The organism is Streptomyces sp. NPDC058221, from assembly GCF_042882365.1.
In the GTDB taxonomy this organism is placed as follows: Bacteria; Actinomycetota; Actinomycetes; order Streptomycetales; family Streptomycetaceae; genus Streptomyces.
In genome coordinates, this window is sequence record NZ_JBHVWF010000122.1 from 1 (window position 1) to 24,804 (window position 24,804).

Genomic DNA, 24,804 nt, shown 5'->3' on the forward strand with positions numbered 1-24,804 from the left:
CCCGTACGCCATGGCGTACGGGCCCTCGTCATGCTGCGATCACCCGGGTCAGTCCTGTTTCTTGCGGCGCGTTCCGAAGACGATCTCGTCCCAGCTCGGCACCGCGGCCCGGCGGCCCGGCCGGACGCCGTCCGCTTCGGCCTGGCGGTCCGTCGTCCCGGTCAGCCGGTCGCGGTGACCGGCGACCGCGCGGGGCATCAGCACATCCGCGTAGGCGGAACCGGCGCCCGCGGAGGCGGCCGGGGCGGGCGGCTCCGCGGTCTCGGGTTCCTGCACGGCCGGTTCGATCGCCGGGGGCTCCGGCGGCGAGGGGCGTTCCGGTACGACCATGTCGCCGCGGAAGCTGGGCACGGCCTCCAGCAGGCTGGTGAGCGAATCGCGTTCACTCGCCGTGACCCCGCCGGTGCGCTCCTCCGGCTCCGGGGCCGGAGGCGGGGCGGGGCGCTCCATCTGGCGGTCCAGGGCGCGGTCCAGCGGCCGGTCGCGCGGCAGCCGGGCGATCCGCGGGACGAACGGGAAGCTGGGTTCCGGCGCGGCGACGTCATCGGTCTCGCCGATCAGCGAGCGCGCTTCGTCGTCCACGGCCTGGACCAGCCGGCGCGGGGCGTCGTACGTCCAGCTCGCCGAGTGCGGCTCACCGGCGACCCGGTACACCAGGAGGACCTCCCAGGTGCCGTCGTCGCGGCGCCAGGAGTCCCACTGGACGGTTTCCTTGTCGGCGCCGCGCAGCAGGAGTCGCTCCTGCACCGCCTCGCCGAGCTGTGGGCCGGTGTTCTCGCCGGGACGGCGCACGGGGGTCTTCCGGGCGCGCTCGGCCATGAAGGCGCGCTCCGCGAGCACGGGGCCCTCGAAGCGGCGGACACGGTCGACCGGAATTCCGGCGAACTGAGCGACTTCCTCCGCGGAAGCACCGGCTCGTATGCGGGCCTGGATGTCTCGCGGCCGGAGGTGGCTCTCCACCTCGATCTCGATCTGGCCGAGCCGCGCTCGGTCGTTGCGCACGGCGGCTCGGAGCCGCTCGTCGATCGGAAGTGTGTACTCCGTGCTGTCCGCAGCTTTGAGCACCAGTCGTGTGCCGTCGTTGGAGACGGCCACGACACGCAGTTCGGGCATGGGGACCTCCCGGGTGGTGCCTGCCGACGTCACGTGCGTCGCTGCTTCCGCTAGTCGAGTGTGGCCTGCCCGGGTGCAGCCTGCCACAACATTGCCGTGTTGCCCGGCGTGTCGGGCGTGAGCCCTTGATCGCCGGTATGACACGGTGACCTCTTGCGCAACACAAAGTGACCTTCGGTCACTCCATGTAGCCAGCCCCCGTGCGATGCCGCGGCGCCGCCGGATCGAGTGCCTCCTTCGGCCCCCTCCCGAAGGTTCCGGACTTCCACGCGGGAGTCCGGCCCCAGGGCTCGCCACAGTACTCCATTCGGGCCACGCGGGTGGACCGCCGCGCCGCCGAAGTTCTCGTGCGGCACGGGAGTTGAGGTACCCGGCTGGATGCGGGATGCCCCTCTTGCGTGTCCTGCTTCACAGAATCACCGTAAACGGAACTATCGGCTTCGCTCAAATGTCCCTTGTGTTGCATGGTGGGAGCGATGTCAATCAAGGGCTGGAAATGGTGCAGAAGCCGGAAAGTGACATAGAACCCAGAGAAAGGCGGATAGATCTCAGCTTGCCCCAGGTTGCGGGCAGCGCCGTCGCTGCCGTCACGGCGGCCGTGGCGGCCTCGCAACTGGGCGTGTACGGAACGATTGTCGGCGCCGGCGTGATGAGCGTCGTGGCCACCTGCGGGGGCTCCGTCTTCCAGCACTTCTTCCGTCGTACGGGTGAACAGATCCGCGAGGTCACCGTCCAGGTGAAGCACCCGGACCGCGAAGTGACCGTGCACACACGCCAGACGCGTGACGCCGGGGACGCGGGCGGGACGTGGGGGACCCCCAAGACACACGTCGCGGTACGGAAGGCCGGAGGGCCGGCCGGCGCCGGCACGGTGCCGCGCGAGCCGGACGCCACCACCGTCCTGCGCCAGGTCGACGCCTCGGCCGCCGCGCCCGAGGACGCGGACGCCACCACCGTGCTGCGCGCCGTAGACGCCACCTCCACCCTGCGCGCCGTCGACGCCACCACCGTCCTGCGCAGGGCGAGCGACGACCCCGGGCGTACCCAGCTGATCAAGTCGGTCGACGGAACCAGGCCCAGGCCCCCCGCGACCGGCTCCGCGGCCGGCGACGACGTGTTCTCGGAGGCGACGACGCACGGCACCCGGATGCGCGGCTGGAAGCGCTCCGCGCTGGGAGCCGCCGTGGTGTTCGTCGTCTCGATGGCCGGGATCACCACGTTCGAGCTCGTCTCGGGCAACGACCTGAGCGGTGGCCACGGAACGACCGTCGGCTCCGTCGTGCGCGGCGAGCACGGCTCGGGCCCGGCCGGCCCGGCGCCGTCGGACAGTACCGGCCCGGGCGCGGACAGCCCGAGCCCGGGCCAGGACGACGGCACGGCGTCCAGTACCGACCCGGAGGGCGGACAGAGCCGCAGCCCGCAGACGGACCGGGGAGACGGCTCCACTGCCGACCCGACCCCCACCACCCCCACGCCGTCGGACTCCGCGGGGGACGGCACGGAGCCGTCACCCACACCCACCCCGTCCCGGACCGATGACGGCGGCAGCACCGCCCCCGGCCCGCAGGAGACGGGCAGCGCTCCGGCGCAGCAGGACCGGGCACCCGCCGGCACGGACACCGGGGAGTGAACGGACCGGGTGGTCAGTCGCCCAGGACCCGGCGCAGGTAGTCGTTGGCGAAGAGGCGGTCCGGGTCCAGCCGGTCCCGGACCGCGGTGAACTCGCCGAACCGCGGGTACACCCCGGCCAGATACCCGGCGTCACGGGTGTTGACCTTGCCCCAGTGGGGGCGGCCGCCGTGGGCGGTCATGATCCGCTCCACCGCCGTGAAGTACGCCTGGTAGGGCGTGCCCCGGTACAGGTGGACGGCGATGTACGCGCTCTCCCGGCCCGAGGCCGTGGAGAGCGCGATGTCGTCGGCGGGGGCGGTACGCACCTCCACCGGGAAGCTGATCCGCAGCGGAGAGCGCCCGACCATCGCCCTGACCTCGCGCAGCGCCTCCACGGCGGCCTCGCGCGGCAGGGCGTACTCCATCTCCACGAACCGCACCCGGCGCGGGCTGGTGAAGACCTTGTACGGGATGTCGGTGTACGTACGGGCCGACAGGGCCCGGCTGGAGAGCTTGGCGATCGAGGGGATCGTGGCGGGCACCGCCCGGCCGAGCGAACAGGCCGCCTGGAAGATGCCGTTGGAGAGGAGCTCGTCCTCGATCCAGCCGCTGACCCTTCCGGGCGGAGCGGCGGGGCCGGCGCTGCGGTTGTTGCGCTTGGTGTTGCAGTTGCCGGTGTGCGGGAACCAGTAGAACTCGAAGTGCTCGTTCTCTGCCACGAGCTGATCGAACTCGGCCGTGACCCGGTCGAAGGCCATCGGCTCCTCGCGGGCGGTGAGCAGGAAGACCGGCTCCACGGCGAAGGTGATCGCCGTGATGACGCCCAGGGCGCCGAGCCCGATCCGCGCGACGGCGAAGATGTCCGGGTTCTCGGTCTCCGAGCAGGTCAGCACCGTGCCGTCCGCCGTGACCAGCTCCAGGGCGCGGATCTGCGCGGATATCGAGGCCGAGTCACGGCCGGTGCCGTGAGTGCCGGTGGAAGTGGCCCCGGCGACCGTCTGGTCCATGATGTCGCCCATGTTGGTGAGCGAGAGTCCCTCGCGGGCCAGCGCGGTGTTGAGGCGCTTCAGCGGGGTGCCGGCCTCGACGGTCACCGTCATCGCCGCACGGTCGATCTTCCGGATGCCGGTGAGCAGATCGGGGCGTATCAGCAGACCGTCGGTGGCCGCCGTCGCGGTGAAGGAGTGCCCGGTGCCCACCGGCTTGACCTTCAGTCCGTCCTCGGACGCCCTGCGCAGCGCCTGGGCCAGCTCGTCCACGGAGGCGGGCGACACGGTCCGTACCGGACGGGCAGTGACGTTCCCCGCCCAGTTACGCCACGCGTTCGTCGTCGTCCGTGCGTAGGTGTCGGTCATCTTCCCCGCGCCCTTCCGTAGGAACCGGCCCACTGAGCCGGCGGTACCCCAGGAACGCCACCGCGGCCGCGAGCGCTCCCGCCACGGCGGGCACCGCGTACCCCGCCTTCGCCCCGGACGCGTCGACCACCCAGCCGGCGGCCGAGGAGCCGAGCGCCACACCTACGGCGAGCCCGGTGCTGGTCCAGGTCATGCCCTCGGTCAGTCTCGTGCGCGGTACGTGCTGTTCGACGAGAGCCATGGTGGTGACCATCGTCGGTGCGATGGCGAGGCCCGCGACAAAGAGCGCCACGGCCAGGAACGGCAGGCTCCCGGCCAGTTGGAGGGGGATCATACTCACGGCCATCGCACACACTCCCACCAGCCACTGGGTGGACGGCCTGCCCTTCAGATGCAGCAGGCCGAAGACCGCCCCGGCGAGGCAGGAGCCCAGCGCGTACACGGCCAGTACGAGGCTCGCCGCGGCCTTGTGGCCCTGCTCCTCGGCGAAGGCCACCGTCACCACGTCGACCGCTCCGAAGATCGCGCCGGTCGCCACGAAGGTGACGACGAGCACCTGGAGGCCGCGCGAGGCCAGCGCCGAACCCCTGGTGTGCCGCGCGTGGGGATGCGGCACCGGCTCGGTGGCTCGCTGGGCGGTCAGCCAGAGGACGCCGGCCAGCAGGAAGCCCGCGGCGAGCAGCGGGCCCGCCTCGGGGAACCAGGCGGTGGAGAGTCCGATCGAGATGATCGGGCCGAAGATGAAACACACCTCGTCGACGATCGACTCCCACGCGTACGCGGTGTGCAGCTGCCGCGGCGAGCCCCGGTAGATCTCCGCCCAGCGGGCCCGGACCATGGAACCGACGCTGGGGACACAGCCCGCGCCGGCCGCGAAGACGAACAGGGTCCAGTCCGCAAGACCCCGCTGCGCGCAGATCAGCAGACCGGCCACGGCCGCCAGGGCGACGAGGGCCACCGGGCGCAGCACCCGGCGCTGTCCGTGCCGGTCGACGAGTCTGGACACCTGCGGCCCCACCACCGCGGCCGACATCGCCAGTGTCGCGGAGAGCGCACCGGCCAGTCCGTACCGGCCGGTCAGTTGGGAAACCATGGTCACCACACCGATGCCCATCATGGACAGCGGCATCCGGCCGAGGAAGCCGGCCGAGGAGAACCCCTTGGTGCCGGGTGCGGCGAAGATCGCGCGGTAGGGACTGGGCAAGGGGTACTCCGGTACGCGTGGTGCGGTCACACGCGGTGTCAGGGGTGAACGTGGCCGATACAGCTTACGGGTGGGCCAGGGCACCCCGCCGCGGATGTCGGTGGGAGCGGCCCCGGGGGCGGGTGGCAGGATCGATGTCATGTCCGATCTGCGCGATCCCGCTCCCTACGACGCCCTGCTGCTGCTCTCCTTCGGAGGCCCCGAAGGCCCGGACGACGTGGTTCCGTTCCTCGCGAACGTGACCCGCGGCCGGGGTATCCCCGAGGAGCGGCTGAAGGAAGTCGGCAAGCACTACTTCCTGTTCGGCGGCGTCAGCCCGATCAACGGCCAGAACAGGGCGCTGCTCGAAGCCCTGCGCAAGGACTTCGCGGATCACGGACTCGATCTTCCGGTCTACTGGGGCAACCGGAACTGGGCGCCCTACCTGACCGACACCCTGCGCGAGATGGCCACGGACGGGCACCGCCGCATCGCTGTCCTGGCGACCAGCGCCTACGCCTCCTACTCCGGCTGCCGGCAGTACCGCGAGAACCTCGCAGAGTCACTGGCGGCCCTGGAGGCCGAGGGGCTGCCGGTGCCGCGCGTCGACAAGCTGCGGCACTACTTCAACCACCCCGGCTTCGTCGAGCCGATGGTGGACGGCGTCCTCGACTCCCTGGCCGGCCTTCCCGAGGACGTACGGGCCGGGGCGCACCTCGCCTTCACCACGCACTCCATCCCCACCTCGGCGGCCGATGTCTCGGGCCCGCCGGAGGCCCACGGCGACGGTGGCGCCTACGTCGCCGAGCACCTTGACGTCGCACGGGTGATCGTCGAGGCCGTCCGTGAGCGGACCGGCGTCGAGTACCCCTGGCAGCTCGTCTACCAGTCACGCAGCGGCGCCCCGCACATCCCGTGGCTCGAACCCGACATCTGCGAGCACCTGGAGTCGCTGCACGGCGACGGCGTGCCCGCCGTGGTGATGGCGCCCATCGGGTTCGTCTCGGACCACATGGAGGTCCTCTACGACCTCGACACCGAGGCCGCCGCGAAGGCCGCCGAGCTCGGTCTGCCGGTGCGCAGGTCCGCGACCGTCGGCGACGACCCGCGGTTCGCGGCCGCGGTCCGCGACCTGGTGCTGGAGCGCGCCGCCACCGAACAGGGCCGCGGCCGTGAGCGGTGTGCGCTCGGGGCACTCGGGGCGAGCCACGACCTCTGCCCGGCCGGCTGCTGCCCGGCCCGGGTGGCCAGGCCGGCCGCCGCGGGTGCCGACAGCCCGTACGCCTGACGCGCCGCCACCGACCTGCCCCGCCCCTCCTCACCCTCCTGGGAGCGCCGTGACCGACCCCCTGCTGCCCGAACTGCTCGACCTCGCGCTGGACGTCGCCCACCGGGCCGGCGCGCTGCTGCGCGACGGCCGCCCCGCCGATCTGGGGGTCGCCGCGACCAAGTCCAGCCCCGTGGACGTCGTCACCGAGATGGACATCGCCGCCGAGAAGCTGATCACCGGCTTCCTCTCCGAACACCGCCCCGAGGACGGCTTCCTCGGCGAGGAGGGCGCCAGCTCCGAGGGCAGCAGCGGCATCCGCTGGGTGATCGACCCGCTCGACGGCACCGTGAACTATCTGTACGGGCTGCCCACCTGGGCCGTCTCCGTCGCCGCCGAACGGGACGGCGAGCGGGTCGTGGGCGTGGTGGAGGTCCCGATGCGCCGGGAGACGTACCACGCGGTCCTCGGCGGCGGCGCGTACGCAAAGGGCGGTGCCTACGGGGACGGGGCCGCCCTGCGCTGCCGGCCCGCACCGCCGCTCGACCAGGCACTTGTCTCGACCGGCTTCAACTACGTCGCCGACGTCCGCGCGCACCAGGCCGACGTGGCGCGCGTGCTGATTCCGCGGCTGCGGGACATCCGGCGCGGTGGCTCCGCCGCCATCGACCTCTGCGACGTCGCCGCGGGCCGCCTGGACGGCTACTACGAGCGCGGTCTGCACCCCTGGGACCTGGCGGCCGGCGACCTCATCGCACGGGAGGCGGGCGCACTGACCGGCGGGCGGCCTGGGCTGCCCGCCGACGGAGGGCTGACGGTGGCCGCGTCACCGGGAGTGTTCGAGCCCCTGCAGTCGCTGCTGGAGGAACTCGGCGCCTGGCACGACTGAGCCGCTGTACGGGCCGTGAGCGGCACCGGAACGAGGAAGGCCCCACGGCTGCCGGTGCGGCACCGCGGGGCCTTCTCGTGACGGCTCAGACGCTTGTGGCGCTGATGTGGACTCCGTGCTCGGCTGCGAGGCGGTGCAGATCCTCCAGCTCGCTCTGCTCGACGTCAGCAAGGAAGTCGTCGCCCGTCTCGCGGGCCTTCGTGAGGTCGGACTCGGTGGTCTTGATGCGTTGCAGCAGACCTGCGGTGAAAGCGTCCATGAGGCGCCCCCTCATCGTGGGTCGGTGGCACGGGGGTGTGCCCGGGTTTCCCTCCGCCGAGGCGGTAGGGCGGGTGATCACGTGTTCTCCGGGGGAACGGAGGGGCCTGTGGCACGCCACATACGAGACGTGATCGCGGGTGTGAATTCGTCCTCCCCAGCCCGACCCTCAGAGAAACCTCAACTGACCGGGAAAACCGCTGAATTCCCCGAAGCCGCAGGTCGGACCGCGCCGTCTTACCGCCGGTTTATACGCGTTACGGGCAGGATGGAGGCGCACGGACCGTGCATGGGTACGTCCGGGACGGCGGGCCACGGGTCTGTCCCGACCGTTGTGCCGGTCCGTTTCGAACATTGTGAAGTTCTGTTGTGGAAGTTCTAAGGAAGGAAGCGCCGTGCGCGTACTCGTCGTGGAGGACGAGCAGCTGCTCGCCGATGCGGTGGCCACCGGATTGCGCCGGGAGGCCATGGCCGTCGATGTCGTGTACGACGGTGCAGCGGCACTGGAGCGCATCGAGGTCAACGACTACGACGTCGTGGTGCTGGACCGGGACCTCCCCCTGGTGCACGGCGACGACGTCTGCCGCAGGATCGTCGAGCTGGGCATGCCGACCCGGGTGCTCATGCTCACGGCCTCCGGGGACGTCAGCGACCGGGTGGAGGGCCTGGAGCTCGGCGCGGACGACTATCTGCCCAAGCCCTTCGCCTTCAGTGAGCTGACCGCACGGGTGCGGGCCCTCGGGCGCCGCACGACGGTCGCTCTGCCGCCGGTCCTGGAGCGTGCCGGGATCAAGCTCGACCCGAACCGCCGCGAGGTCTTCCGGGGCGACCAGGAGGTCCAGCTCGCTCCCAAGGAGTTCGCGGTGCTGGAGGTCCTTATGCGCAGCGAGGGCGCCGTGGTCTCGGCCGAGCAGCTCCTGGAGAAGGCCTGGGACGAGAACACCGACCCGTTCACCAACGTCGTCCGGGTGACCGTCATGACCCTGCGGCGCAAGCTCGGAGAGCCGCCGGTGATCGTCACCGTGCCCGGCTCGGGCTACCGGATCTGACGCCGGTGCCCACCCTCCCGCCGCCGACGGCGGCGCCCCCGAAGCCCACCTGGGAGCCCAAACAGCAGGAGCCCCCGTACCCCTGGCTGCGCCCGACCATCCGGATACGGCTCACGCTGCTGTACGGCGGCATGTTCCTGATCGCCGGCATTCTGCTGCTGTCGATCATCTACATGCTGGCCGCGCAGGCCCTGCACGTGGGCAGCGAGCTGCCGTTCAAGATCGCCAACGGGTCGGTGACCAGCGATATCTGCAACCTTCCGGAGAAGGCGTCGGTCGAGACCTTCAACGCCGCCATGAACTCCTGCGTCAACCACCAGCGTCAGCAGGCGCTCGACACGCTCCTCAACCGGTCGCTGCTGGCCCTCGTCGGTCTGAGCGTCATCGCCTTCGCCTTCGGTTACGCGATGGCGGGACGGGTGCTCTCGCCGCTGGGCCGGATCACCCGCATCGCCCGCCGGGTCGCCGGAACGGATCTGTCCCGGCGGATCGAGCTGGACGGACCGGACGACGAGCTCAAGGAGCTCGCCGACACCTTCGACGACATGCTGGAGCGGCTGGAGCGGGCCTTCACCGCGCAGCAGCGGTTCGTCGGGAACGCGTCGCACGAGCTGCGCACCCCCCTGGCGATCAACCGCACGCTGCTGGAGGTCCACCTCTCCGATCCACAGGCGCCCCCCGAGCTCAAACAGCTCGGCAAGACGCTGCTGGCCACCAACGAACGCAGCGAGCAGCTGGTCGAGGGCCTGCTGCTGCTCGCCCGCAGCGACAATCAGATCGTCGAACGCAAACCCGTCGACCTCGCCGAGGTGGCCTCCCGCGCGCTCGACCAGACACGGGCCGAGGCCGAGGCCAAGGGCGTGGAGCTGCGCGGCGGGCTGACCCCGGCTGTGGTCCAGGGAAACGGCGTGCTCCTGGAGCGGATCGCGCTGAACCTCGTACAGAACGCGGTGCGGTACAACGTGCCGGACGACGGCTGGGTGGAGGTCACCACCGAGCTCCTGCCCGGCCAGGCCCTGCTCGTCGTCTCGAACACGGGACCGGTGGTGCCCGGCTACGAGATCGACAACCTCTTCGAGCCCTTCAGGCGGCTGCGTACGGAGCGGACGGGCAGCGACAAGGGGGTGGGGCTCGGCCTGTCGATCGCGCGGTCCGTCGCGCGCGCTCACGGAGGCCGTATCATCGCGGAGCCCCGCGAGGGCGGTGGTCTTGTGATGCGCGTCTCACTGCCTGTCTGACAGGCAGGACGAAGCGATTCGCACGCGGATTATTTTGTTCGCTTTGAGCGGAATTTTCAGGACCCGCTCCCGCAGGGCCCCTGTGTGATCGATCACAGGAGCGATTTTCTGCTCATCCACGCTCCGTGATCAGGGATCCCGCCGGAAAACCGCCAAAAATCGGGGTTTTCGTGGGTCAATATCACGGGAAGTACACGGGGTGGTGCCGGTAAAAGGCGCCGCCGGGACCGTGTACGGTCCCCATCGCCACCCAAGCCGATCACTCTCGAGCGGTCCTTTTGGGTGTCGATTGAGTAACAGACCTTGATGTGAGGCAAAATCTCCGCCTCGGGTCGGGCACAAGTCCGGCCTCTCACGCGTTACGTGCGCTGAGACACCGCAGACACCCAGAGGGGGAGAGCGACATGGCAACGGATTACGACACCCCACGCAAGACCGACGACGACGTCGATCAGGACAGCCTTGAAGAGCTCAAGGCTCGTCGGAGCGACAAGACGGCTTCGGCCGTCGACGTCGACGAGTTCGACGCGGCCGAAGGACTGGAGCTGCCCGGTGCAGACCTGTCCAACGAAGAGCTGGCCGTAAGGGTCCTGCCCAAGCAGGCCGACGAATTCACCTGCATGAGCTGCTTCCTCGTGCACCACCGCAGTCAGCTGGCCCGCGAGAAGAACGGCCAGCCGATCTGCCGCGACTGCGACTGAGGTCCGGTCGGCCGTGGCAGGGGACACACCGTTCCGGAAGCGGCGCCCCCGGCGCAAGAAGTCGCCGGAGGCGCATCAGGGCGGTACAGGCCCGGCAGAAGGCGTAGCAGCGCCTGCCGAGCGGTCCGCCCTGCCACTCTCGCCGGGCGGACAGGATGAGGAGCGGGGCCGGCCGGCCTCGCTCGAAGCAGCCGAAGCGGCTGCGGAAGTCGACACGGCCGACGGGGCCGAACAGGTCGACAGGACGGAGCCCGTGACCGGGGCAGGCCGTCTGAACTCAGTAAAACGGGGCGTACGCAAGGGCGGGGAGAGCGCCAGGGCAGCGATCGGTCATATCGCCGACCTGATCATCGATATCGCTCCCCGCGTCCCTGTGCGCGATCTCGCCACCTTGCGCAGACACTTCCCGGACCTCGGGCCCGAGGAGCTGGCCGACCGGCTCATCGCCGGGGCCGGCAAGGCCACCGCCACCGTCGGCGCCGGAATCGGCGCGGCGGCCATGATGCCCGTACCGCCCGCCATGCTCGCCGAGCTGGCCGCGGAGATCACCGGTGTGGCCGCGATCGAGATGAAGCTCGTCGCCGAACTGCACGAGGTGTACGGACTGCGCCCGCCGGGGGGCATCGCACAGCGCTCCACCGCCTACCTCACCTCCTGGACCGAGGAACGCGGCATCGACGTCGCGCATCCCACGACGGTCAACGCGGCACTCGGCGGCCAGATGAAGCGCGAGCTGCGCCAGCAGATCATGAAGCGCACCGTGCGCGACCTGCCGAATCTGATTCCGTTCATGGTCGGCGCCGCGGTCGGCGCGATGATGAACCGCCGCGACACCAGAAGACTTGCCGAACGGATCAGGAAGGATCTGCGGAAGCGGCAGATCCCCTGGGACCGGCTGCCGGAGCTGCCGCCCCTGGAGCGGCCGGAGCTCCCGTACGAACCGCTTTCCGAGGACCCGCAGGGCCGCACCGAGGACTGACCCCGCCCCGAACGGACCGGGCAGGGGGTTCACGCACCCCTGCGGGCCGACCGGGCGCGCCGCAGGCCTCCCGGGCCCCGATTGCCCCGGGCCGGATCTCAGGCCCTGACCGCCGCCTTCAGTGCATCCACCAGCGCCTGCGGCTCGCGTGTCGACAGATAGACGTACGGCGTCGGGTCCTGCGGATCCGTGACCTTCACCCGCACCGCCGTCGGGATATAGCTGCGCAGCAGCATGAACGCCCGGGTGTCCGCCTTGTACGAGCGCCAGGCGCGCGCCTCGTCGGCGTTGAGCGCCTCGGCCTCGCCGAGCGCCGAGACCGGGATCCGCGCGTCGCCCGCCACGAGGGCGCCGGCCACCACCCGGATCCGGGCGGAGCCGTAGGAGCTCACCACCACCGCGGCCACGGCCGTGCCGCCCACCAGGCCGGCGAGCAGCGGCAGGGTGCCCAGAGGCAGCAGCATCAGCGCGCACGCGACGCCGAAGAGGAAGGAGATCAGCCACCAGGAACGGGGCGCGGTGAGACGTTCGTCGAATGGCGGGGTGGAAGGCTGCATGCGGCCAAGCTTGGCACGGCGCGACCTGCGGGGACCCGCGCGGGTAAGGTCTGCGGCTGTGAGTGGAACATCTGCGGCTCTGAAGCCCCCGGCCGACGCGGTGAAACCGGTCCGGCATCCCGACGCGCCGGCCCCCGGCGAACTCCTCGGCGCGCACTACGAACACTGTTTCGGCTGCGGTGGGGGACAGCCGCACGGGCTGCACCTGCAGGCGCGGGCCGGCGAGGGTGTCGAGGTCACCGCCGAATTCACCGTGCAGGCCGCCCACCAGGGCGCTCCCGGCCTGGCGCACGGCGGGGTGCTGGCCACCGCGCTCGACGAGACGCTCGGCTCGCTGAACTGGCTGCTGCGGGTGATCGCGGTGACCGGGCGGCTGGAGACCGACTTCGTCCGCCCCGTCCCCGTCGACACGGTGCTGTTCCTCGACGCCGAGATCACCGCGGTCCACGGCCGGAAGATCTACTCCCGGGCGACCGGCCGGATCGGCGGACCCGACGGGCCCGTGGCGGTCCGCGCCGAGGCCCTCTTCATCGAGGTCAAGGTCGACCACTTCATCGACAACGGCCGTCAGGCCGAGATCCAGGCGGCGATGGCCGACCCGGACCAGGTCAAGCGCGCTCGCGCCTTCGAGGTGAACCCCTGATGCGCCACCCCGTGGACGTGCTGATCCGCCGGACCGACCCGGACGTGCCGATCCCGGCCTACGGGCACCCGGGCGACGCCGGTGCCGATCTGGTGACGACGGAGGCCGCCGAGCTCGCGCCCGGCGAGCGTGCGGTACTCCCCACCGGGGTTTCGATCGCACTGCCCGACGGGTACGCCGCGTTCGTGCACCCCCGATCCGGCATCGCCGCGCGCTGTGGAGTCGCCCTGGTGAATGCCCCGGGGACGGTCGATGCCGGGTACCGTGGAGAGATCAAGGTGATCGTCATCAATCTCGACCCGCGCGAGTCCGTGCGGTTCGAGCGGTTCGACCGGATTGCCCAACTGGTCGTGCAGCAGGTCGAGAAGGTGCGCTTCCACGAAGTGTCGGAGCTTCCCGGTTCGGCGCGGGCCGAAGGGGGCTTCGGGTCCACCGGCGGTCATGCCGCCGTTGATGTTGATGGCGTCCGGGGCGGGGTTCCCCAGGGCGGGAACAGCTACGCTTCGGTCGAATCCGACCGGGAAGGACAGTGACGTGTTCGGACGTCGCAAGAACAGTGGTTCCGCCGAGGACACGGCGGGCGAAGCGCGCGAGGCCGAGCAGGTCGTCGACGAGCTCGATGACGCCGATGCCGCCGAGGGCGGGTCGCGCCGGATGAACCTTCCGCCGGCGCCGCGGCCGGACGGCCCGTGGGACATCGAAGAGGTCTCCCAGCCCGGCGAGGGCCGGGTCGACCTGGGCGGCATCTTCGTGCCCGGTGTCGAGGGCATGGAGCTGCGTGTCGAGGTCGCCGGTGACGCGATCGTCGCCGCCACCGTCGTGCTGCGCGACAGCGCGATCCAGCTGCAGGCCTTCGCCGCCCCCAAGAAGGAGGGCATCTGGGGCGAGGTCCGCGACGAGATCGCCTCCGGCATCACCCAGCAGGGCGGGATCATCGACGAGGTCGAGGGTCCGCTGGGCTGGGAGCTGCGCGCGCAGGTCCCCGTCCAGCTTCCCGACGGGAAGAACGGCGTGCAGCTGGTCCGCTTCGTCGGCATCGACGGCCCGCGCTGGTTCCTGCGCGGTGTGATCTCCGGCCAGGGCGCCGTGCAGCCGGAGGCCGCCGGGCTGCTGGAGACGGTCTTCCGGGACACCGTGGTGGTCCGTGGCGACGGCCCGATGGCCCCGCGCGACCCGATCGTCCTCAAGCTCCCCGACGACGCCCAGATGGTGCCCGAGGGTGTTCAGCAGGAGGAGCAGGAGAGCTCGAAGTTCTCCGGTGGCATGGGCCAGCTCCAGCGCGGCCCCGAGATCACCGAGGTGCGCTGACCCCGCACCCGTAAGCACCGGCCGGTGGGCCGTATCCCTTCGCGAGGGGTACGGCCCACCGGCTTTTCCGTGTCCGGCGGCGCCGCGCCGGCCCGGGGGAGCGCGGGCAGCACGTATGGGGCGCGTATCGGGCACGTACAGGCGCCGTCAAGGGTCGGCCCTTCTCCGTATGGAAGCCATCAACGCAGGTCACAGCGGTGTCTGCGGCAGGTTTGCTCATGAGGTCAGAGAAATCCGCACCTCATCCAGGAGCACCCGATGGCCGACATGGCCTTCGTCGTCACCACGATCGCGGTCTTCGCGCTGGTGGCACTCATCGCCAAGGGGGTGACGAAGCTGTGACCGCGGAAAACGTGGTGGGCCTCGTCGTGGCCGCCGCCCTGCTGGGCTATCTCGTCCTCGCCCTTCTGTACCCGGAGAGGTTCTGAGCCCGATATGAGCCCCGTCCTCGCAGGAGTGCTCCAGGTGCTCGCGCTCGTCGTGGCGCTGAGCCTGGCGTACCGCCCGCTCGGCGACCACATGGCCCGTGTCTACACCTCGCCCCGGCATCTGCGGGCCGAGAAGTGGATCTACAAGGCCATCGGCGCCGACCCGAACACACAGATGCGCTGGCCCGCCTATCTGCGCGGCGTGCTGGCCTTCTCCGCCGTGAGCGTCCTCTTCCTGTATCTGCTGCAGCGGCTCCAGGGCTCGCTGCCCGGCTCGCTCGGCTTCACCTCGATCGATCCCGACCAGGCGTTCAACACGGCGGCCTCGTTCGTCGCCAACACCAACTGGCAGTCGTACTCCGGCGAACAGGCCATGGGCCATGTCGTGCAGACCGGCGGCCTCGCGGTGCAGAACTTCGTCTCGGCTGCCGTCGGCATCGCCGTCGCGGTGGCGCTGGTGCGGGGTCTCGCCGCCACCCGTACCGGTGAGCTCGGCAACTTCTGGTCCGACCTGGTGCGCGGCACCGTACGGATCCTGCTGCCGGTCTCGGTGATCGGCGCGCTCGTGCTGGTCGCCTGCGGGGCGATCCAGAACTTCTCCGGCATCCACTCCGTCGGGCAGTTCCTGGGCGGCCCGCAGCAGTGGAACGGCGGCGCGGTCGCGTCCCAGGAGGTCATCAAGGAGCTGGGTACCAACGGCGGCGGCTACTTCAACGCCAACTCGGCCCACCCCTTCGAGAATCCCAACGGACTCTCCAACCTCTTCGAGATCTTCCTGATCCTCGTCATCCCGTTCGCCCTGACCCGCACCTTCGGCCGCATGGTCGGCTCGCTCAGGCAGGGCTACGCGATCCTCGCCGCCATGGGCGTCATCTGGCTCGGCTTCACCGCCCTGATGATGTGGACCGAATTCGCCCACCACGGACCCGCGTTCGACATCGCCGGCGGGGCCATGGAAGGCAAGGAGAATCGTTTCGGGGTCGGCGGCTCGTCCCTCTTCGCGGTGGCCACGACGCTCACCTCGACCGGTGCCGTGAACTCCTTCCACTCCTCGTTCACCGGCTTCGGCGGCGGCCTCACGATGCTCGGCATGCAGCTCGGCGAGATCGCGCCGGGCGGTACCGGATCCGGGCTCTACGGGATGCTGGTCATGGCGGTCATCGCGGTGTTCATCGCCGGTCTGATGGTCGGCCGTACGCCGGAGTACCTCGGCAAGAAGATCGGCACCCGGGAGATCAAGCTCGCGGCCTGCTACATCCTGATCACCCCGGCGCTGGTGCTCTGCTTCACCGCCGTCGCGCTGGCCCTGCCGACCCCGGGCAACTCGATGACCAACTCCGGGGCGCACGGCTTCTCCGAGATCCTCTACGCCTACACCTCCGGTGCCAACAACAACGGTTCGGCCTTCGCCGGACTGGCGGCGGACACCCAGTGGTTCAACACCACGATCGGACTGGCCATGCTGCTGGGCCGGTTCCTGCCCATGGTGTTCGTCCTCGCCCTGGCCGGCTCGTTCGCCGGGCAGCGGCCCGTACCGGCGACCCTCGGCACGCTCGGCACGCACAGACCGCTCTTCAGCGGACTGCTGGTCGCCACCGTCATGATCGTCGCCGGTCTGACCTACTTCCCGGCCCTGGCTCTGGGGCCCCTGGCCGAGGGGCTGGCGTCATGACCATCCGCACGAAGCAAGAGGACGCGATGTCCACCGTCACACCGGTCCGTGCACCGCACCGCGACAACCCGGCAGGGCGCGTCGGCGCCGGACTGTTCGACCCCGGGATGCTGATCGCCTCGTTCCCCGACGCGATACGCAAACTCGACCCACGGGTGATGATCAAGTCGCCGGTGATGTTCGTGGTGCTGACCGGATCAGTGCTCACCACTGTGCTGGCGGCCCTGGACCCGGCCGACTGGTTCGGCTGGGCGATCACGGCCTGGCTCTGGCTGACCACGGTCTTCGCCAATCTGGCGGAGGCGGTCGCCGAGGGCCGGGGCAAGGCCCAGGCCGACACCCTGCGCCGGGCCAGGACGGACACCGTCGCCCGCCGGCTGACCGGCAGCGACGAGGAGCGGATCCCCGGCACCGAACTGTGCGTCGGCGATCTGGTGGTCTGCGGGGCCGGTGACATCATCCCGGGCGACGGGGACGTCGTCGACGGCGTGGCGAGCGTCGACGAGTCCGCGATCACGGGTGAGTCGGCCCCGGTCATCCGGGAGTCCGGCGGAGACCGCAGCGCTGTCACCGGTGGGACCAAGGTGCTCTCCGACCGTATCGTCATCAAGATCACCACCAGGCAGGGCGAGACCTTCATCGACCGGATGATCGCCCTCGTCGAGGGCGCGGCCCGGCAGCGGACACCCAACGAGATCGCGCTGAACATCCTGCTCGCCTCGCTGACCATCGTCTTCCTGCTGGCCGTCGTCACCCTCCAGCCGTTCGCCGTCTACGCGGGCAGTGAGCAGTCCATGATCGTGCTGGCCGCGCTGCTGGTCTGTCTGATCCCGACCACCATCGGCGCGCTGCTCTCCGCGATCGGGATCGCCGGCATGGACCGGCTGGTGCAGCGCAACGTGCTCGCCATGTCCGGGCGCGCAGTCGAGGCGGCGGGCGATGTGTCGACCCTGCTGCTCGACAAGACCGGCACCATCACCCTCGGCAACCGGCAGGCCGCCGCGCTCCTCCCGGTCGCGGGTGTCACGGAGGCGGAGCTGGCGGACGCCGCCCAGCTCTCCTCGCTGGCCGACGAGACGCCCGAGGGCCGCTCCGTCGTCGTCCTGGCGAAGGAGGCGTACGGGCTCCGGGAGCGCCACCAGGGCGAGCTGGCCACCGCCGAGTGGGTGGGCTTCACCGCACAGACCCGGATGTCCGGGGTGGACGTCGAGGGGCGCCGGATCCGCAAGGGCGCCACCGGCTCGGTCGTCGCCTGGGTCCGGGAGCGCGGCGGCACGGTCCACCCGGACGTGGCCACGCTCACCGACCGGATCTCCCGCGAGGGCGGCACGCCGCTGCCGGTCGCGGTCGACGACGGGGACGGCGCCCGGATCCTCGGTGTCATCCACCTCAAGGACGTCGTCAAGGAGGGCATGCGCGAGCGGTTCGGTGAACTGCGCCGGATGGGCATCCGTACGGTCATGATCACCGGCGACAACCCTCTGACGGCCAAGGCCATCGCCGAGGAGGCGGGCGTCGACGACTTCCTCGCCGAGGCCACGCCCGAGGACAAGATGGCCCTCATCAAGCGGGAGCAGGCCGGCGGCAAGCTCGTCGCGATGACGGGCGACGGGACGAACGACGCCCCCGCGCTCGCCCAGGCCGACGTCGGCGTGGCCATGAACACCGGAACCTCGGCCGCCAAGGAGGCCGGGAACATGGTGGACCTGGACTCGGACCCGACCAAACTGATCGAGATCGTCGAGATCGGCAAACAGCTCCTGATCACCCGAGGCGCACTGACGACGTTCTCCATCGCCAACGACGTCGCGAAGTACTTCGCGATCATCCCGGCGATGTTCGCCGTGGTCTATCCGGGCCTGGACAGGCTCAACGTCATGGACCTGTCCTCACCCCGGTCCGCGATCCTGTCCGCCGTGATCTTCAACGCGCTGATCATCGTCGCGCTGGTGCCGCTGGCCCTCAAGGGCGTGCGCTACCGGCCCGCGGGCGCCGACTCGATGCTCCGGCGCAACCTCGGGATCTACGGCCTCGGCGGTCTGATCGCCCCGTTCATCGGCATCAAGATCATCGATCTGATCATCTCCCTCATCCCAGGAATCGGCTGACCTGCCATGAACAACTCCGTAGGAAACTCCGTACGGCAGCTCGGGGCCGGGTTGCGTGCCCTGCTCGTCCTCACCGTGGTCTGCGGCGTCATCTACCCGCTCGTCGTCACCGGCATCGCCCAGGGCCTGATGCCGGGCCGCGCCAACGGCTCCGAGATCACGGCGAACGGCAAGACCGTCGGCTCGGACCTCATCGGCCAGCGCTACGACCTGCCGCTGAAGAAGGGCCAGGAGACCCCCGACCCCGACCTCAGGTGGTTCCAGCCACGCCCGTCCAACGGCCTCGGCACCAACAGCGTCAACACCCGGTACTCGCTGATCGTCTCCGGCGCCACCAACCGCTCCGGCGACAACAAGGAGCTGATCGACTGGGTCACCGCCGCCAAGGCCGCCGTGGTCGAGGACAACTCCGTCCCCGGCCACCCCGTCCGTCCCGCACAGGTGCCGGCCGACGCCGTCACCTCCTCCGGCTCCGGCCTCGACCCGGACATCTCCCCGGCGTACGCACAGCTCCAGGTGCGCCGCGTCGCCGAGCGCAACCACCTGGGCGCGGGGCAGGTGGCGAAGCTGGTGGAGCGGCACACCGACGGCCGGATCCTCGGCTTCGCGGGTGAGCCGCGGGTCAACGTCCTCCAGCTCAACATCGCCCTGCGACAGCTGGTGAGCGACACCGCGGGACGCTGACCGCACCCGCTGCCCGGGACCGGCCGCCACGGCCGGCCCGGGCATTGCCCGTCCCCGTACGGCATGCACATACTGGCGGCCGACGAACGAGGACGTACGGGGAGCGATATGACCGAGAGCACCGCCGCCACGGGTACGGGCGGGGAGAGCGGTACGACCGCCGTCGCCGAGAGTCCCATGGTCCGGATCGAGGACCTGCACCGCTCCTACGGCTCCGGCGCGGCGGCCGTGCACGCCCTGCGCGGGGTCTCCTTCGACGTGCCGCGCGGTGAGCTCGTCGCGCTCAAGGGGCGCTCCGGCTCCGGGAAGACCACCCTGCTGAACCTCGTCGGCGGGCTGGACAGCCCCGGCAGCGGCCGGATCACCGTGGACGGCACCGACCTCTCCACGCTCGGCGAGAACGGGCTGCTGGAGCTGCGCCGGGACCGGATCGGCTTCATCTTCCAGTCGTTCGGCCTGATCCCCATCCTGACCGCGGCGGAGAACGTCGGCGTACCCATGCGGCTGCGCAAGGCCGACCCGCGCGAGCGCGAGGAGCGGGTGTCGCTGCTGCTGTCCCTGGTCGGCCTCGCCGACCACGCCGCCCAGCGCCCCGGTGAGCTCTCCGGCGGCCAGCAGCAGCGGGTGGCGATAGCCCGCGCGCTCGCCAACCGGCCCGCGCTGCTGATCGCCGACGAGCCGACCGGACAGCTCGACGCGGAGACCGGCCTCGCGGTGATGGAGCTGCTGCGCGCGGTCGTGCACAGCGAGGGCGTCACCGCGCTCGTCGCCACCCACGACGCCCAGCTGCTCGGCCTCGCCGACCGGGTCCTGGAACTCGGCGACGGGCACATCGTCGAGCACGAGCAGACGCCGCAGACCGCCGGATGACGGTCCGGCCGAGGCATCAGAATTACGTCAATACGGTCCGCTCACATACCCCCCGCCCGATATGCCGGAAATCCTCGGGGTAGCTTCGGGAGTGGCTGCCGCATCGGCGGCAGCCGGTTTCGGGAAGACAATGGGGCCATGGCGCGCGGCAAACTTCGGATCTACCTCGGTGCGGCACCCGGCGTCGGCAAGACGTACGCCATGCTCTCCGAGGCGCACCGCCGTGTGGAGCGGGGGACCGACTGCGTCGTCGGCTTCGTCGAGCACCACGAGCGCCCGCGCACCGAAGTCATGCTGCACGGCCTCGAACAGATCCGGCGCCGCGAGATCGAGTACCGCTCCGCCCTGTTCACCGAAATGGACGTCGACGCCGTCCTGGAACGCGCACCGGCCGTCGCCCTGGTCGACGAACTGGCGCACACCAACGTCCCGGGCTCCCGCAACGACAAGCGCTGGCAGGACGTCGAGGAACTCCTCCAGGCCGGCATCGACGTGGTCTCCACCGTCAACATCCAGCATCTGGAGTCCCTCGGCGACGTCGTCGAGTCCATAACCGGCGTACGCCAGCGTGAGACGGTGCCCGACGAGGTGGTCCGCCGCGCCGACCAGCTCGAACTTGTCGACATGTCGCCCCAGGCGCTGCGCCGGCGGATGGCCCACGGAAACATCTACAAGCCCGACCGGATCGACGCCTCGCTCTCCAACTACTTCCGCCCCGGCAACCTCACCGCCCTGCGCGAGCTGGCCCTCCTCTGGGTCGCCGACCGGGTCGACGAATACCTCCAGCAGTACCGCGGCGAGCACAACATCCGCACCACCTGGCAGGCCCGCGAACGCATCGTCGTCGGACTCACAGGAGGCCCCGAGGGCCGCACCCTCATCCGCCGCGCCTCCCGGATGGCGGCCAAGGGCTCCGGCAGCGAGATCCTCGCCGTCTACATCGCCCGCAGCGACGGACTCACCTCGGCCTCGCCCAAGGAGCTGACCGTCCAGCGCACCCTGGTCGAGGACCTCGGCGGCACCTTCCACCACGTCATCGGCGACGACATACCCTCCGCGCTCCTCGAATTCGCCCGGGGCGTCAACGCCACCCAGATCGTCCTGGGCTCCAGCCGCCGCAAGGCCTGGCAGTACATCTACGGCCCCGGCGTGGGCGCCACCGTCGCCCGCGAGTCCGGCACCGACCTCGACGTCCACATCGTCACCCACGACGAGGTCGCCAAGGGCCGCGGCCTGCCCATCGCCCGCGGCGCACGGCTCGGCCGGGCCCGCATCATCTGGGGCTGGATCGTCGGCGTGGGCGGCCCGGTCCTCCTCTCGCTGCTGCTCAAGGGCCTGGAGAACGGTCCGGGGCTCGCCAACGACGTCCTGCTCTTCCTCTTCATGACCGTGGCGGCCGCCCTGCTCGGCGGACTGCTGCCCGCCCTCGCCTCGGCTGCCGTGGGCTCGATGCTGCTGAACTACTGGTTCACCCCGCCCACCCACACCCTGACCGTCCAGGACCCCGAGAACTTCGTCGCCATCGTGATCTTCTTCGCGGTGGCGGTCGCCGTGGCCTCCGTCGTCGACCTGGCGGCCCGCCGCACCCATCAGGCCGCCAGACTGCGCGCCGAGTCCGAGATCCTGTCCTTCCTGGCCGGCAGCGTGCTGCGCGGCGAGACCACCCTGGCCGCACTCCTGGACCGGGTCCGCGAGACCTTCGGCATGGAGTCCGTGGCGCTGCTGGAACGGCAGAGCGACGTCGACCCGTGGACGTGCGCCGGGAGCGTCGGCCCCGCGCCCGTCACCCGGCCCGACGACGCCGATGTGGACATGCCCGTCGGCGACCACATGGCACTCGCGCTCTCCGGCCGGGTGCTGCCCGCCGAGGACCGCCGGGTGCTCGGGGCCTTCGCCGCCCAGGCCGCCGTCGTCCTGGACCGCCAGCGCCTCGTCGACGAGGCCGAGGAGGCCCGCAGGCTCGCCGAGGGCAACCGGATCAGGACCGCGCTGCTGGCCGCCGTCAGCCACGACCTGCGGACCCCGCTCGCCGCCATCAAGGCCGCGGTCAGCTCCCTGCGCTCCGACGACGTCGCCTGGTCCGACGACGACGAGGCCGAGCTCCTGGAGGGCATCGAGAACGGCGCGGACCGCCTCGACCACCTGGTGGGCAACCTCCTGGACATGTCCAGGCTGCAGACCGGCACCGTCACCCCCCTGATCCGCGAGATCGACCTCGACGAGGTCGTGCCCATGGCCCTGGGCGGGGTGCCGGAGGACAGCGTCGACCTGGACATCCCCGAGACACTGCCGATGGTCGCCGTCGACCCCGGGCTGCTGGAGCGGGCCGTCGCCAACATCGTCGAGAACGCGGTCAAGTACAGCCCCGCGGGCGACCGCGTCGCGGTGGCCGCCAGCGCGCTGGGCGCCCGGGTCGAGCTGCGGGTGGCCGACCGGGGCCGCGGCGTCCCCGACGACGGCAAGGAGCGCATCTTCGAACCCTTCCAGCGCTACGGCGACGCCCCGCGCGGCGCCGGGGTCGGACTGGGCCTCGCGGTGGCGCGGGGCTTCGTGGAGTCCATGGGCGGCACGCTGGACGCCGAGGACACCCCCGGCGGCGGCCTCACCATGGTCCTGACCCTCCGGGCGGCCTCGGGACACGTCCCGGCCTGCCCCGACCTGCCCGCGCGGGTCACCTCATGATCCGCGGAGAGCTCCGCGAATCCGATGTACAGCAGAAAGGCAGGACCGCGATGACCCGGGTGCTTGTGGTCGACGACGAGCCGCAGATCGTACGCGCCCTCGTGATCAACCTGAAGGCGCGCAAGTACGAGGTGGACGCCGCGCCCGACGGGGCGACCGCCCTCCAGCTCGCCGCGGCCCGCCACCCCGACGTCGTCGTCCTGGACCTCGGGCTGCCCGACATGGACGGCGTCGAGGTGATCAGGGGGCTGCGCGGCTGGACCCGGGTGCCGATCCTGGTGCTCTCGGCCCGCCACACCTCCGACGAGAAGGTCGAGGCACTGGACGCCGGGGCCGACGACTACGTCACCAAACCGTTCGGCATGGACGAGCTGCTGGCCCGGCTGCGTGCCTCGGTCCGGCGGGCCGAGCCCATCGGCCAGGAGGGCGGCGACCAGGCCGTGATCGTCGAGACCACGGGCTTCACCGTCGACCTGGCCGCCAAGAAGGTCCACCGCGAGGGACGGGACGTACGGCTCACCCCCACCGAATGGCACCTGCTGGAGGTCCTGGTCCGCAACAGCGGCCGGCTGGTCAGCCAGAAGCAGCTCCTCCAGGAGGTCTGGGGACCGTCGTACGGCACCGAGACCAACTACCTGCGGGTGTACATGGCCCAGCTGCGGCGCAAGCTGGAGACCGACCCCTCGCATCCCCGGCACTTCGTCACCGAACCGGGGATGGGCTACCGGTTCGAGCGGGGCTGAGCCACGGTCCGGGGTCGCCCCGAGGGGCGCCGCCGGGCCGCTTTCCATAACTCGTTCGAGTGAGACGGCGGCCACCCGCCAGGACCCCCGGAGACCGGTACCCTTCGGGTATGAGTGCTGTTCCTCGATTCGAGAAGGCCGGGAAGGCCGAGCGGCCGTCCGGGCGCTTCCGGCGGATGCTCGACCGCCTTTCCAGCTCCCAGGAGGACCTGGAGTGCGAGGAGCTGGCCGAGGACTCGCAGGCATCGGGGTGCACCCGGATCTCCGAGTGCACCGACCGCCAGATCGTGAAGGTCACTGGTACCTTGCGGACGGTCACCCTGCGACCGCGCGCCGGAGTGCCCGCCCTGGAGGCGGAGCTCTTCGACGGCACCGCTCCGCTGGACGTGGTCTGGCTCGGCCGCCGCTCCATCATGGGCATAGAGCCGGGCCGCAAGCTCATCGCCTCCGGCCGGATCTCCATGAGCCACGGGCGCCGGGTGCTGTTCAACCCCAAATACGAACTCCGACCGCTCGGCAAGGAGTAGCCGGTGACGTCTCTTGACAAGCCGACGTCCGACACGGACCCCACCACCCGCACCGACCAGCAGGAGGCCGACGCGAAGGCGGTCACCGAGGCCGCGCTCTTCGAGGCCTTCGGCGGCGTCCGGGGGATGGTGGAGACAGTCATGCCCGGACTGCTCTTCGTCACCATCTTCACCATCGACAAGAACCTCACGTACTCGGCCGTCGCGGCCGTGGCGGTGTCGCTGGTGCTCGTGGCCGTACGGCTCATCCGCAGGGACACCGTCAAGCACGCCTTCAGCGGCGTCTTCGGCGTGGCGTTCGGTGTCGTCTTCGCGAAGATGACCGGCAACGCCAAGGACTTCTACCTGCCGGGCATGATCTACACGCTCGGACTGGCCCTCGCCTATCTGGTGACCACGGTGGCGGGACTGCCGCTGATCGGTCTGATCCTCGGCCCGGTCTTCAAGGAGAACCTCTCCTGGCGCACCAGGAACCCGGGCCGCAAGAAGGCCTACGCCAAGTCCAGCTACGCCTGGGGACTGATCCTGCTCGCCAAGTGCGCGATCCTCTTCCCGCTGTACTGGTGGGGCGACACCACCCAGTTCGGCTGGGTCCTGGTGGCACTGAAGATCCCGCCGTTCCTGCTGGCCGTCTACCTCACCTGGGTCTTCCTCGCCAAGGCACCGCCGCCCATCGACGTGTTCGCCGAGATGGAGGCCGAGGAACAGGCCGAGAAGGACCGCAAGGCCGAGCAGGCCCGTGCGGCGGCCGCCGCCGAAGCGGCCCGCAGCCAGGAGTTCTGAGCCACCCTGCCGCACGCGAACACGTAAGGGGCCCGGGGGCGCCCGCGGGGGTTACGGGGGCGGCCCCGGGGTGGGGGAGCGGGGCCGTTGCCCCGGCGGCCGGGCCGGCGGGGGGCGCGGTTGGGCGGGCGCGCGGGGGGCCCCACGCAAACCAAG

At 70.8% G+C, this 24,804-nt stretch carries 24 protein-coding genes; 19 read left to right on the forward strand and 5 right to left on the reverse strand.

All coding sequences use genetic code 11. From position 1 onward, the window contains the following. Positions 1-48 precede the first annotated feature (48 nt). Positions 49-1,113, reverse strand: coding sequence for a septation protein SepH (gene sepH / locus ACFVW8_RS29780; RefSeq protein ID WP_389695382.1), 1,065 nt, complete (start codon positions 1,111-1,113; stop codon positions 49-51). Between the two features lie 496 nt (positions 1,114-1,609). Between sepH and ACFVW8_RS29785 the strand changes: the two genes are divergently transcribed. Next, complete coding sequence (locus ACFVW8_RS29785) at positions 1,610-2,743, forward strand: hypothetical protein (RefSeq protein ID WP_389695384.1); 1,134 nt, start codon at positions 1,610-1,612, stop codon at positions 2,741-2,743. A 13-nt stretch (positions 2,744-2,756) separates the two neighbouring features. Here ACFVW8_RS29785 and ACFVW8_RS29790 read toward each other — a convergent pair whose 3' ends face one another. Continuing rightward, the gene (locus ACFVW8_RS29790; protein ID WP_389695386.1) at positions 2,757-4,079 is read right to left on the reverse strand and encodes a D-arabinono-1,4-lactone oxidase; all 1,323 of its coding nucleotides are present in this window, start codon (positions 4,077-4,079) and stop codon (positions 2,757-2,759) included. Then, positions 4,036-5,283: an MFS transporter gene (locus ACFVW8_RS29795; RefSeq protein ID WP_389695388.1), complete on the reverse strand. Its 1,248-nt coding sequence runs from the start codon at positions 5,281-5,283 to the stop codon at positions 4,036-4,038. Before ACFVW8_RS29795 ends, ACFVW8_RS29790 begins: the two co-directional genes overlap by 44 nt. A gap of 139 nt (positions 5,284-5,422) precedes the next feature. Here ACFVW8_RS29795 and ACFVW8_RS29800 point away from each other — a divergent pair, with 139 nt between their 5' ends. Further along, the gene (locus tag ACFVW8_RS29800) at positions 5,423-6,550 is read left to right on the forward strand and encodes a ferrochelatase (protein WP_389695390.1); all 1,128 of its coding nucleotides are present in this window, start codon (positions 5,423-5,425) and stop codon (positions 6,548-6,550) included. A 49-nt stretch (positions 6,551-6,599) separates the two neighbouring features. Then, the gene (locus tag ACFVW8_RS29805) at positions 6,600-7,418 is read left to right on the forward strand and encodes an inositol monophosphatase family protein (protein ID WP_389695392.1); all 819 of its coding nucleotides are present in this window, start codon (positions 6,600-6,602) and stop codon (positions 7,416-7,418) included. An 85-nt stretch (positions 7,419-7,503) separates the two neighbouring features. Here the strand turns inward: ACFVW8_RS29805 and ACFVW8_RS29810 are convergent, their stop codons facing one another. Next, positions 7,504-7,677, reverse strand: a complete 174-nt coding sequence (locus ACFVW8_RS29810) for a hypothetical protein (protein WP_389695393.1) — start codon at positions 7,675-7,677, stop codon at positions 7,504-7,506. Positions 7,678-8,071: 394 nt separating this feature from the next. On the opposite strand from ACFVW8_RS29810, the gene ACFVW8_RS29815 reads away from it, so the two are divergent. From ACFVW8_RS29815 to ACFVW8_RS29830, 4 genes are all read left to right on the forward strand, one after another. Then, positions 8,072-8,725 carry a response regulator transcription factor gene (locus tag ACFVW8_RS29815; RefSeq protein WP_018551468.1) on the forward strand — a complete coding sequence of 218 codons (654 nt, stop codon included), beginning with the start codon at positions 8,072-8,074 and terminating at the stop codon, positions 8,723-8,725. A 5-nt stretch (positions 8,726-8,730) separates the two neighbouring features. Then, complete coding sequence (locus tag ACFVW8_RS29820; protein ID WP_389695395.1) at positions 8,731-9,963, forward strand: sensor histidine kinase; 1,233 nt, start codon at positions 8,731-8,733, stop codon at positions 9,961-9,963. Positions 9,964-10,367: 404 nt separating this feature from the next. Further along, complete coding sequence (locus ACFVW8_RS29825) at positions 10,368-10,664, forward strand: DUF4193 domain-containing protein (RefSeq protein WP_003965732.1); 297 nt, start codon at positions 10,368-10,370, stop codon at positions 10,662-10,664. Between the two features lie 13 nt (positions 10,665-10,677). Then, positions 10,678-11,643 carry a hypothetical protein gene (locus tag ACFVW8_RS29830; protein WP_389695397.1) on the forward strand — a complete coding sequence of 322 codons (966 nt, stop codon included), beginning with the start codon at positions 10,678-10,680 and terminating at the stop codon, positions 11,641-11,643. Positions 11,644-11,741: 98 nt separating this feature from the next. On the opposite strand, the gene ACFVW8_RS29835 is transcribed toward ACFVW8_RS29830, so the two are convergent. Then, a complete protein-coding gene (locus tag ACFVW8_RS29835) occupies positions 11,742-12,200 on the reverse strand; it encodes a DUF3093 domain-containing protein (RefSeq protein WP_389695398.1) in 459 nt (152 codons plus the stop codon). Between the two features lie 58 nt (positions 12,201-12,258). Here ACFVW8_RS29835 and ACFVW8_RS29840 point away from each other — a divergent pair, with 58 nt between their 5' ends. The 12 genes from ACFVW8_RS29840 (at position 12,259) to ACFVW8_RS29895 (ending at position 24,648) form a co-directional block, all read left to right on the forward strand. Next, positions 12,259-12,843 carry a PaaI family thioesterase gene (locus ACFVW8_RS29840; protein ID WP_389695399.1) on the forward strand — a complete coding sequence of 195 codons (585 nt, stop codon included), beginning with the start codon at positions 12,259-12,261 and terminating at the stop codon, positions 12,841-12,843. Beyond that, complete coding sequence (dut, locus tag ACFVW8_RS29845; RefSeq protein WP_362966727.1) at positions 12,843-13,376, forward strand: dUTP diphosphatase; 534 nt, start codon at positions 12,843-12,845, stop codon at positions 13,374-13,376. Before ACFVW8_RS29840 ends, dut begins: the two co-directional genes overlap by 1 nt. A gap of 1 nt (position 13,377) precedes the next feature. After that, a complete protein-coding gene (locus tag ACFVW8_RS29850) occupies positions 13,378-14,151 on the forward strand; it encodes a DUF3710 domain-containing protein (protein ID WP_389695400.1) in 774 nt (257 codons plus the stop codon). Positions 14,152-14,489: 338 nt separating this feature from the next. Then, entirely contained in the window at positions 14,490-14,579 is a 90-nt protein-coding gene (gene kdpF / locus ACFVW8_RS29855; RefSeq protein WP_389695402.1) for a K(+)-transporting ATPase subunit F, read from the forward strand. Positions 14,580-14,586: 7 nt separating this feature from the next. Then, positions 14,587-16,251, forward strand: coding sequence for a potassium-transporting ATPase subunit KdpA (gene kdpA, locus ACFVW8_RS29860; RefSeq protein WP_389695404.1), 1,665 nt, complete (start codon positions 14,587-14,589; stop codon positions 16,249-16,251). A gap of 26 nt (positions 16,252-16,277) precedes the next feature. Continuing rightward, positions 16,278-18,359 carry a potassium-transporting ATPase subunit KdpB gene (kdpB, locus tag ACFVW8_RS29865; RefSeq protein ID WP_389695418.1) on the forward strand — a complete coding sequence of 694 codons (2,082 nt, stop codon included), beginning with the start codon at positions 16,278-16,280 and terminating at the stop codon, positions 18,357-18,359. Positions 18,360-18,365: 6 nt separating this feature from the next. Next, positions 18,366-19,043 (forward strand): potassium-transporting ATPase subunit C, encoded by a 678-nt coding sequence (locus tag ACFVW8_RS29870; protein ID WP_389695406.1) that lies wholly within the window; start codon positions 18,366-18,368, stop codon positions 19,041-19,043. A gap of 108 nt (positions 19,044-19,151) precedes the next feature. Then, a complete protein-coding gene (locus tag ACFVW8_RS29875) occupies positions 19,152-19,913 on the forward strand; it encodes an ABC transporter ATP-binding protein (RefSeq protein WP_389695408.1) in 762 nt (253 codons plus the stop codon). Between the two features lie 138 nt (positions 19,914-20,051). Then, positions 20,052-22,595 carry an ATP-binding protein gene (locus ACFVW8_RS29880; protein WP_389695410.1) on the forward strand — a complete coding sequence of 848 codons (2,544 nt, stop codon included), beginning with the start codon at positions 20,052-20,054 and terminating at the stop codon, positions 22,593-22,595. A gap of 50 nt (positions 22,596-22,645) precedes the next feature. Next, entirely contained in the window at positions 22,646-23,338 is a 693-nt protein-coding gene (locus tag ACFVW8_RS29885) for a response regulator (protein ID WP_389695412.1), read from the forward strand. A 110-nt stretch (positions 23,339-23,448) separates the two neighbouring features. After that, a complete protein-coding gene (locus tag ACFVW8_RS29890; RefSeq protein WP_389695414.1) occupies positions 23,449-23,865 on the forward strand; it encodes an OB-fold nucleic acid binding domain-containing protein in 417 nt (138 codons plus the stop codon). A 3-nt stretch (positions 23,866-23,868) separates the two neighbouring features. Next, a complete protein-coding gene (locus ACFVW8_RS29895; RefSeq protein ID WP_389695416.1) occupies positions 23,869-24,648 on the forward strand; it encodes a DUF3159 domain-containing protein in 780 nt (259 codons plus the stop codon). Positions 24,649-24,804: the final 156 nt, after the last annotated feature.

Coding starts and splice junctions, on each gene's coding strand:
- sepH (WP_389695382.1), bottom strand. CDS start 1,113: ATGCCCGAACTGCGTGTCGTGGCCGTCTCCAACGACGGCACACGACTG.
- ACFVW8_RS29785 (WP_389695384.1), top strand. CDS start 1,610: ATGGTGCAGAAGCCGGAAAGTGACATAGAACCCAGAGAAAGGCGGATA.
- ACFVW8_RS29790 (WP_389695386.1), bottom strand. CDS start 4,079: ATGACCGACACCTACGCACGGACGACGACGAACGCGTGGCGTAACTGG.
- ACFVW8_RS29800 (WP_389695390.1), top strand. CDS start 5,423: ATGTCCGATCTGCGCGATCCCGCTCCCTACGACGCCCTGCTGCTGCTC.
- ACFVW8_RS29810 (WP_389695393.1), bottom strand. CDS start 7,677: ATGGACGCTTTCACCGCAGGTCTGCTGCAACGCATCAAGACCACCGAG.
- ACFVW8_RS29825 (WP_003965732.1), top strand. CDS start 10,368: ATGGCAACGGATTACGACACCCCACGCAAGACCGACGACGACGTCGAT.
- ACFVW8_RS29835 (WP_389695398.1), bottom strand. CDS start 12,200: ATGCAGCCTTCCACCCCGCCATTCGACGAACGTCTCACCGCGCCCCGT.
- dut (WP_362966727.1), top strand. CDS start 12,843: ATGCGCCACCCCGTGGACGTGCTGATCCGCCGGACCGACCCGGACGTG.
- kdpA (WP_389695404.1), top strand. CDS start 14,587: ATGAGCCCCGTCCTCGCAGGAGTGCTCCAGGTGCTCGCGCTCGTCGTG.
- kdpB (WP_389695418.1), top strand. CDS start 16,278: ATGTCCACCGTCACACCGGTCCGTGCACCGCACCGCGACAACCCGGCA.
- ACFVW8_RS29870 (WP_389695406.1), top strand. CDS start 18,366: ATGAACAACTCCGTAGGAAACTCCGTACGGCAGCTCGGGGCCGGGTTG.
- ACFVW8_RS29875 (WP_389695408.1), top strand. CDS start 19,152: ATGACCGAGAGCACCGCCGCCACGGGTACGGGCGGGGAGAGCGGTACG.
- ACFVW8_RS29880 (WP_389695410.1), top strand. CDS start 20,052: ATGGCGCGCGGCAAACTTCGGATCTACCTCGGTGCGGCACCCGGCGTC.
- ACFVW8_RS29885 (WP_389695412.1), top strand. CDS start 22,646: ATGACCCGGGTGCTTGTGGTCGACGACGAGCCGCAGATCGTACGCGCC.
- ACFVW8_RS29890 (WP_389695414.1), top strand. CDS start 23,449: ATGAGTGCTGTTCCTCGATTCGAGAAGGCCGGGAAGGCCGAGCGGCCG.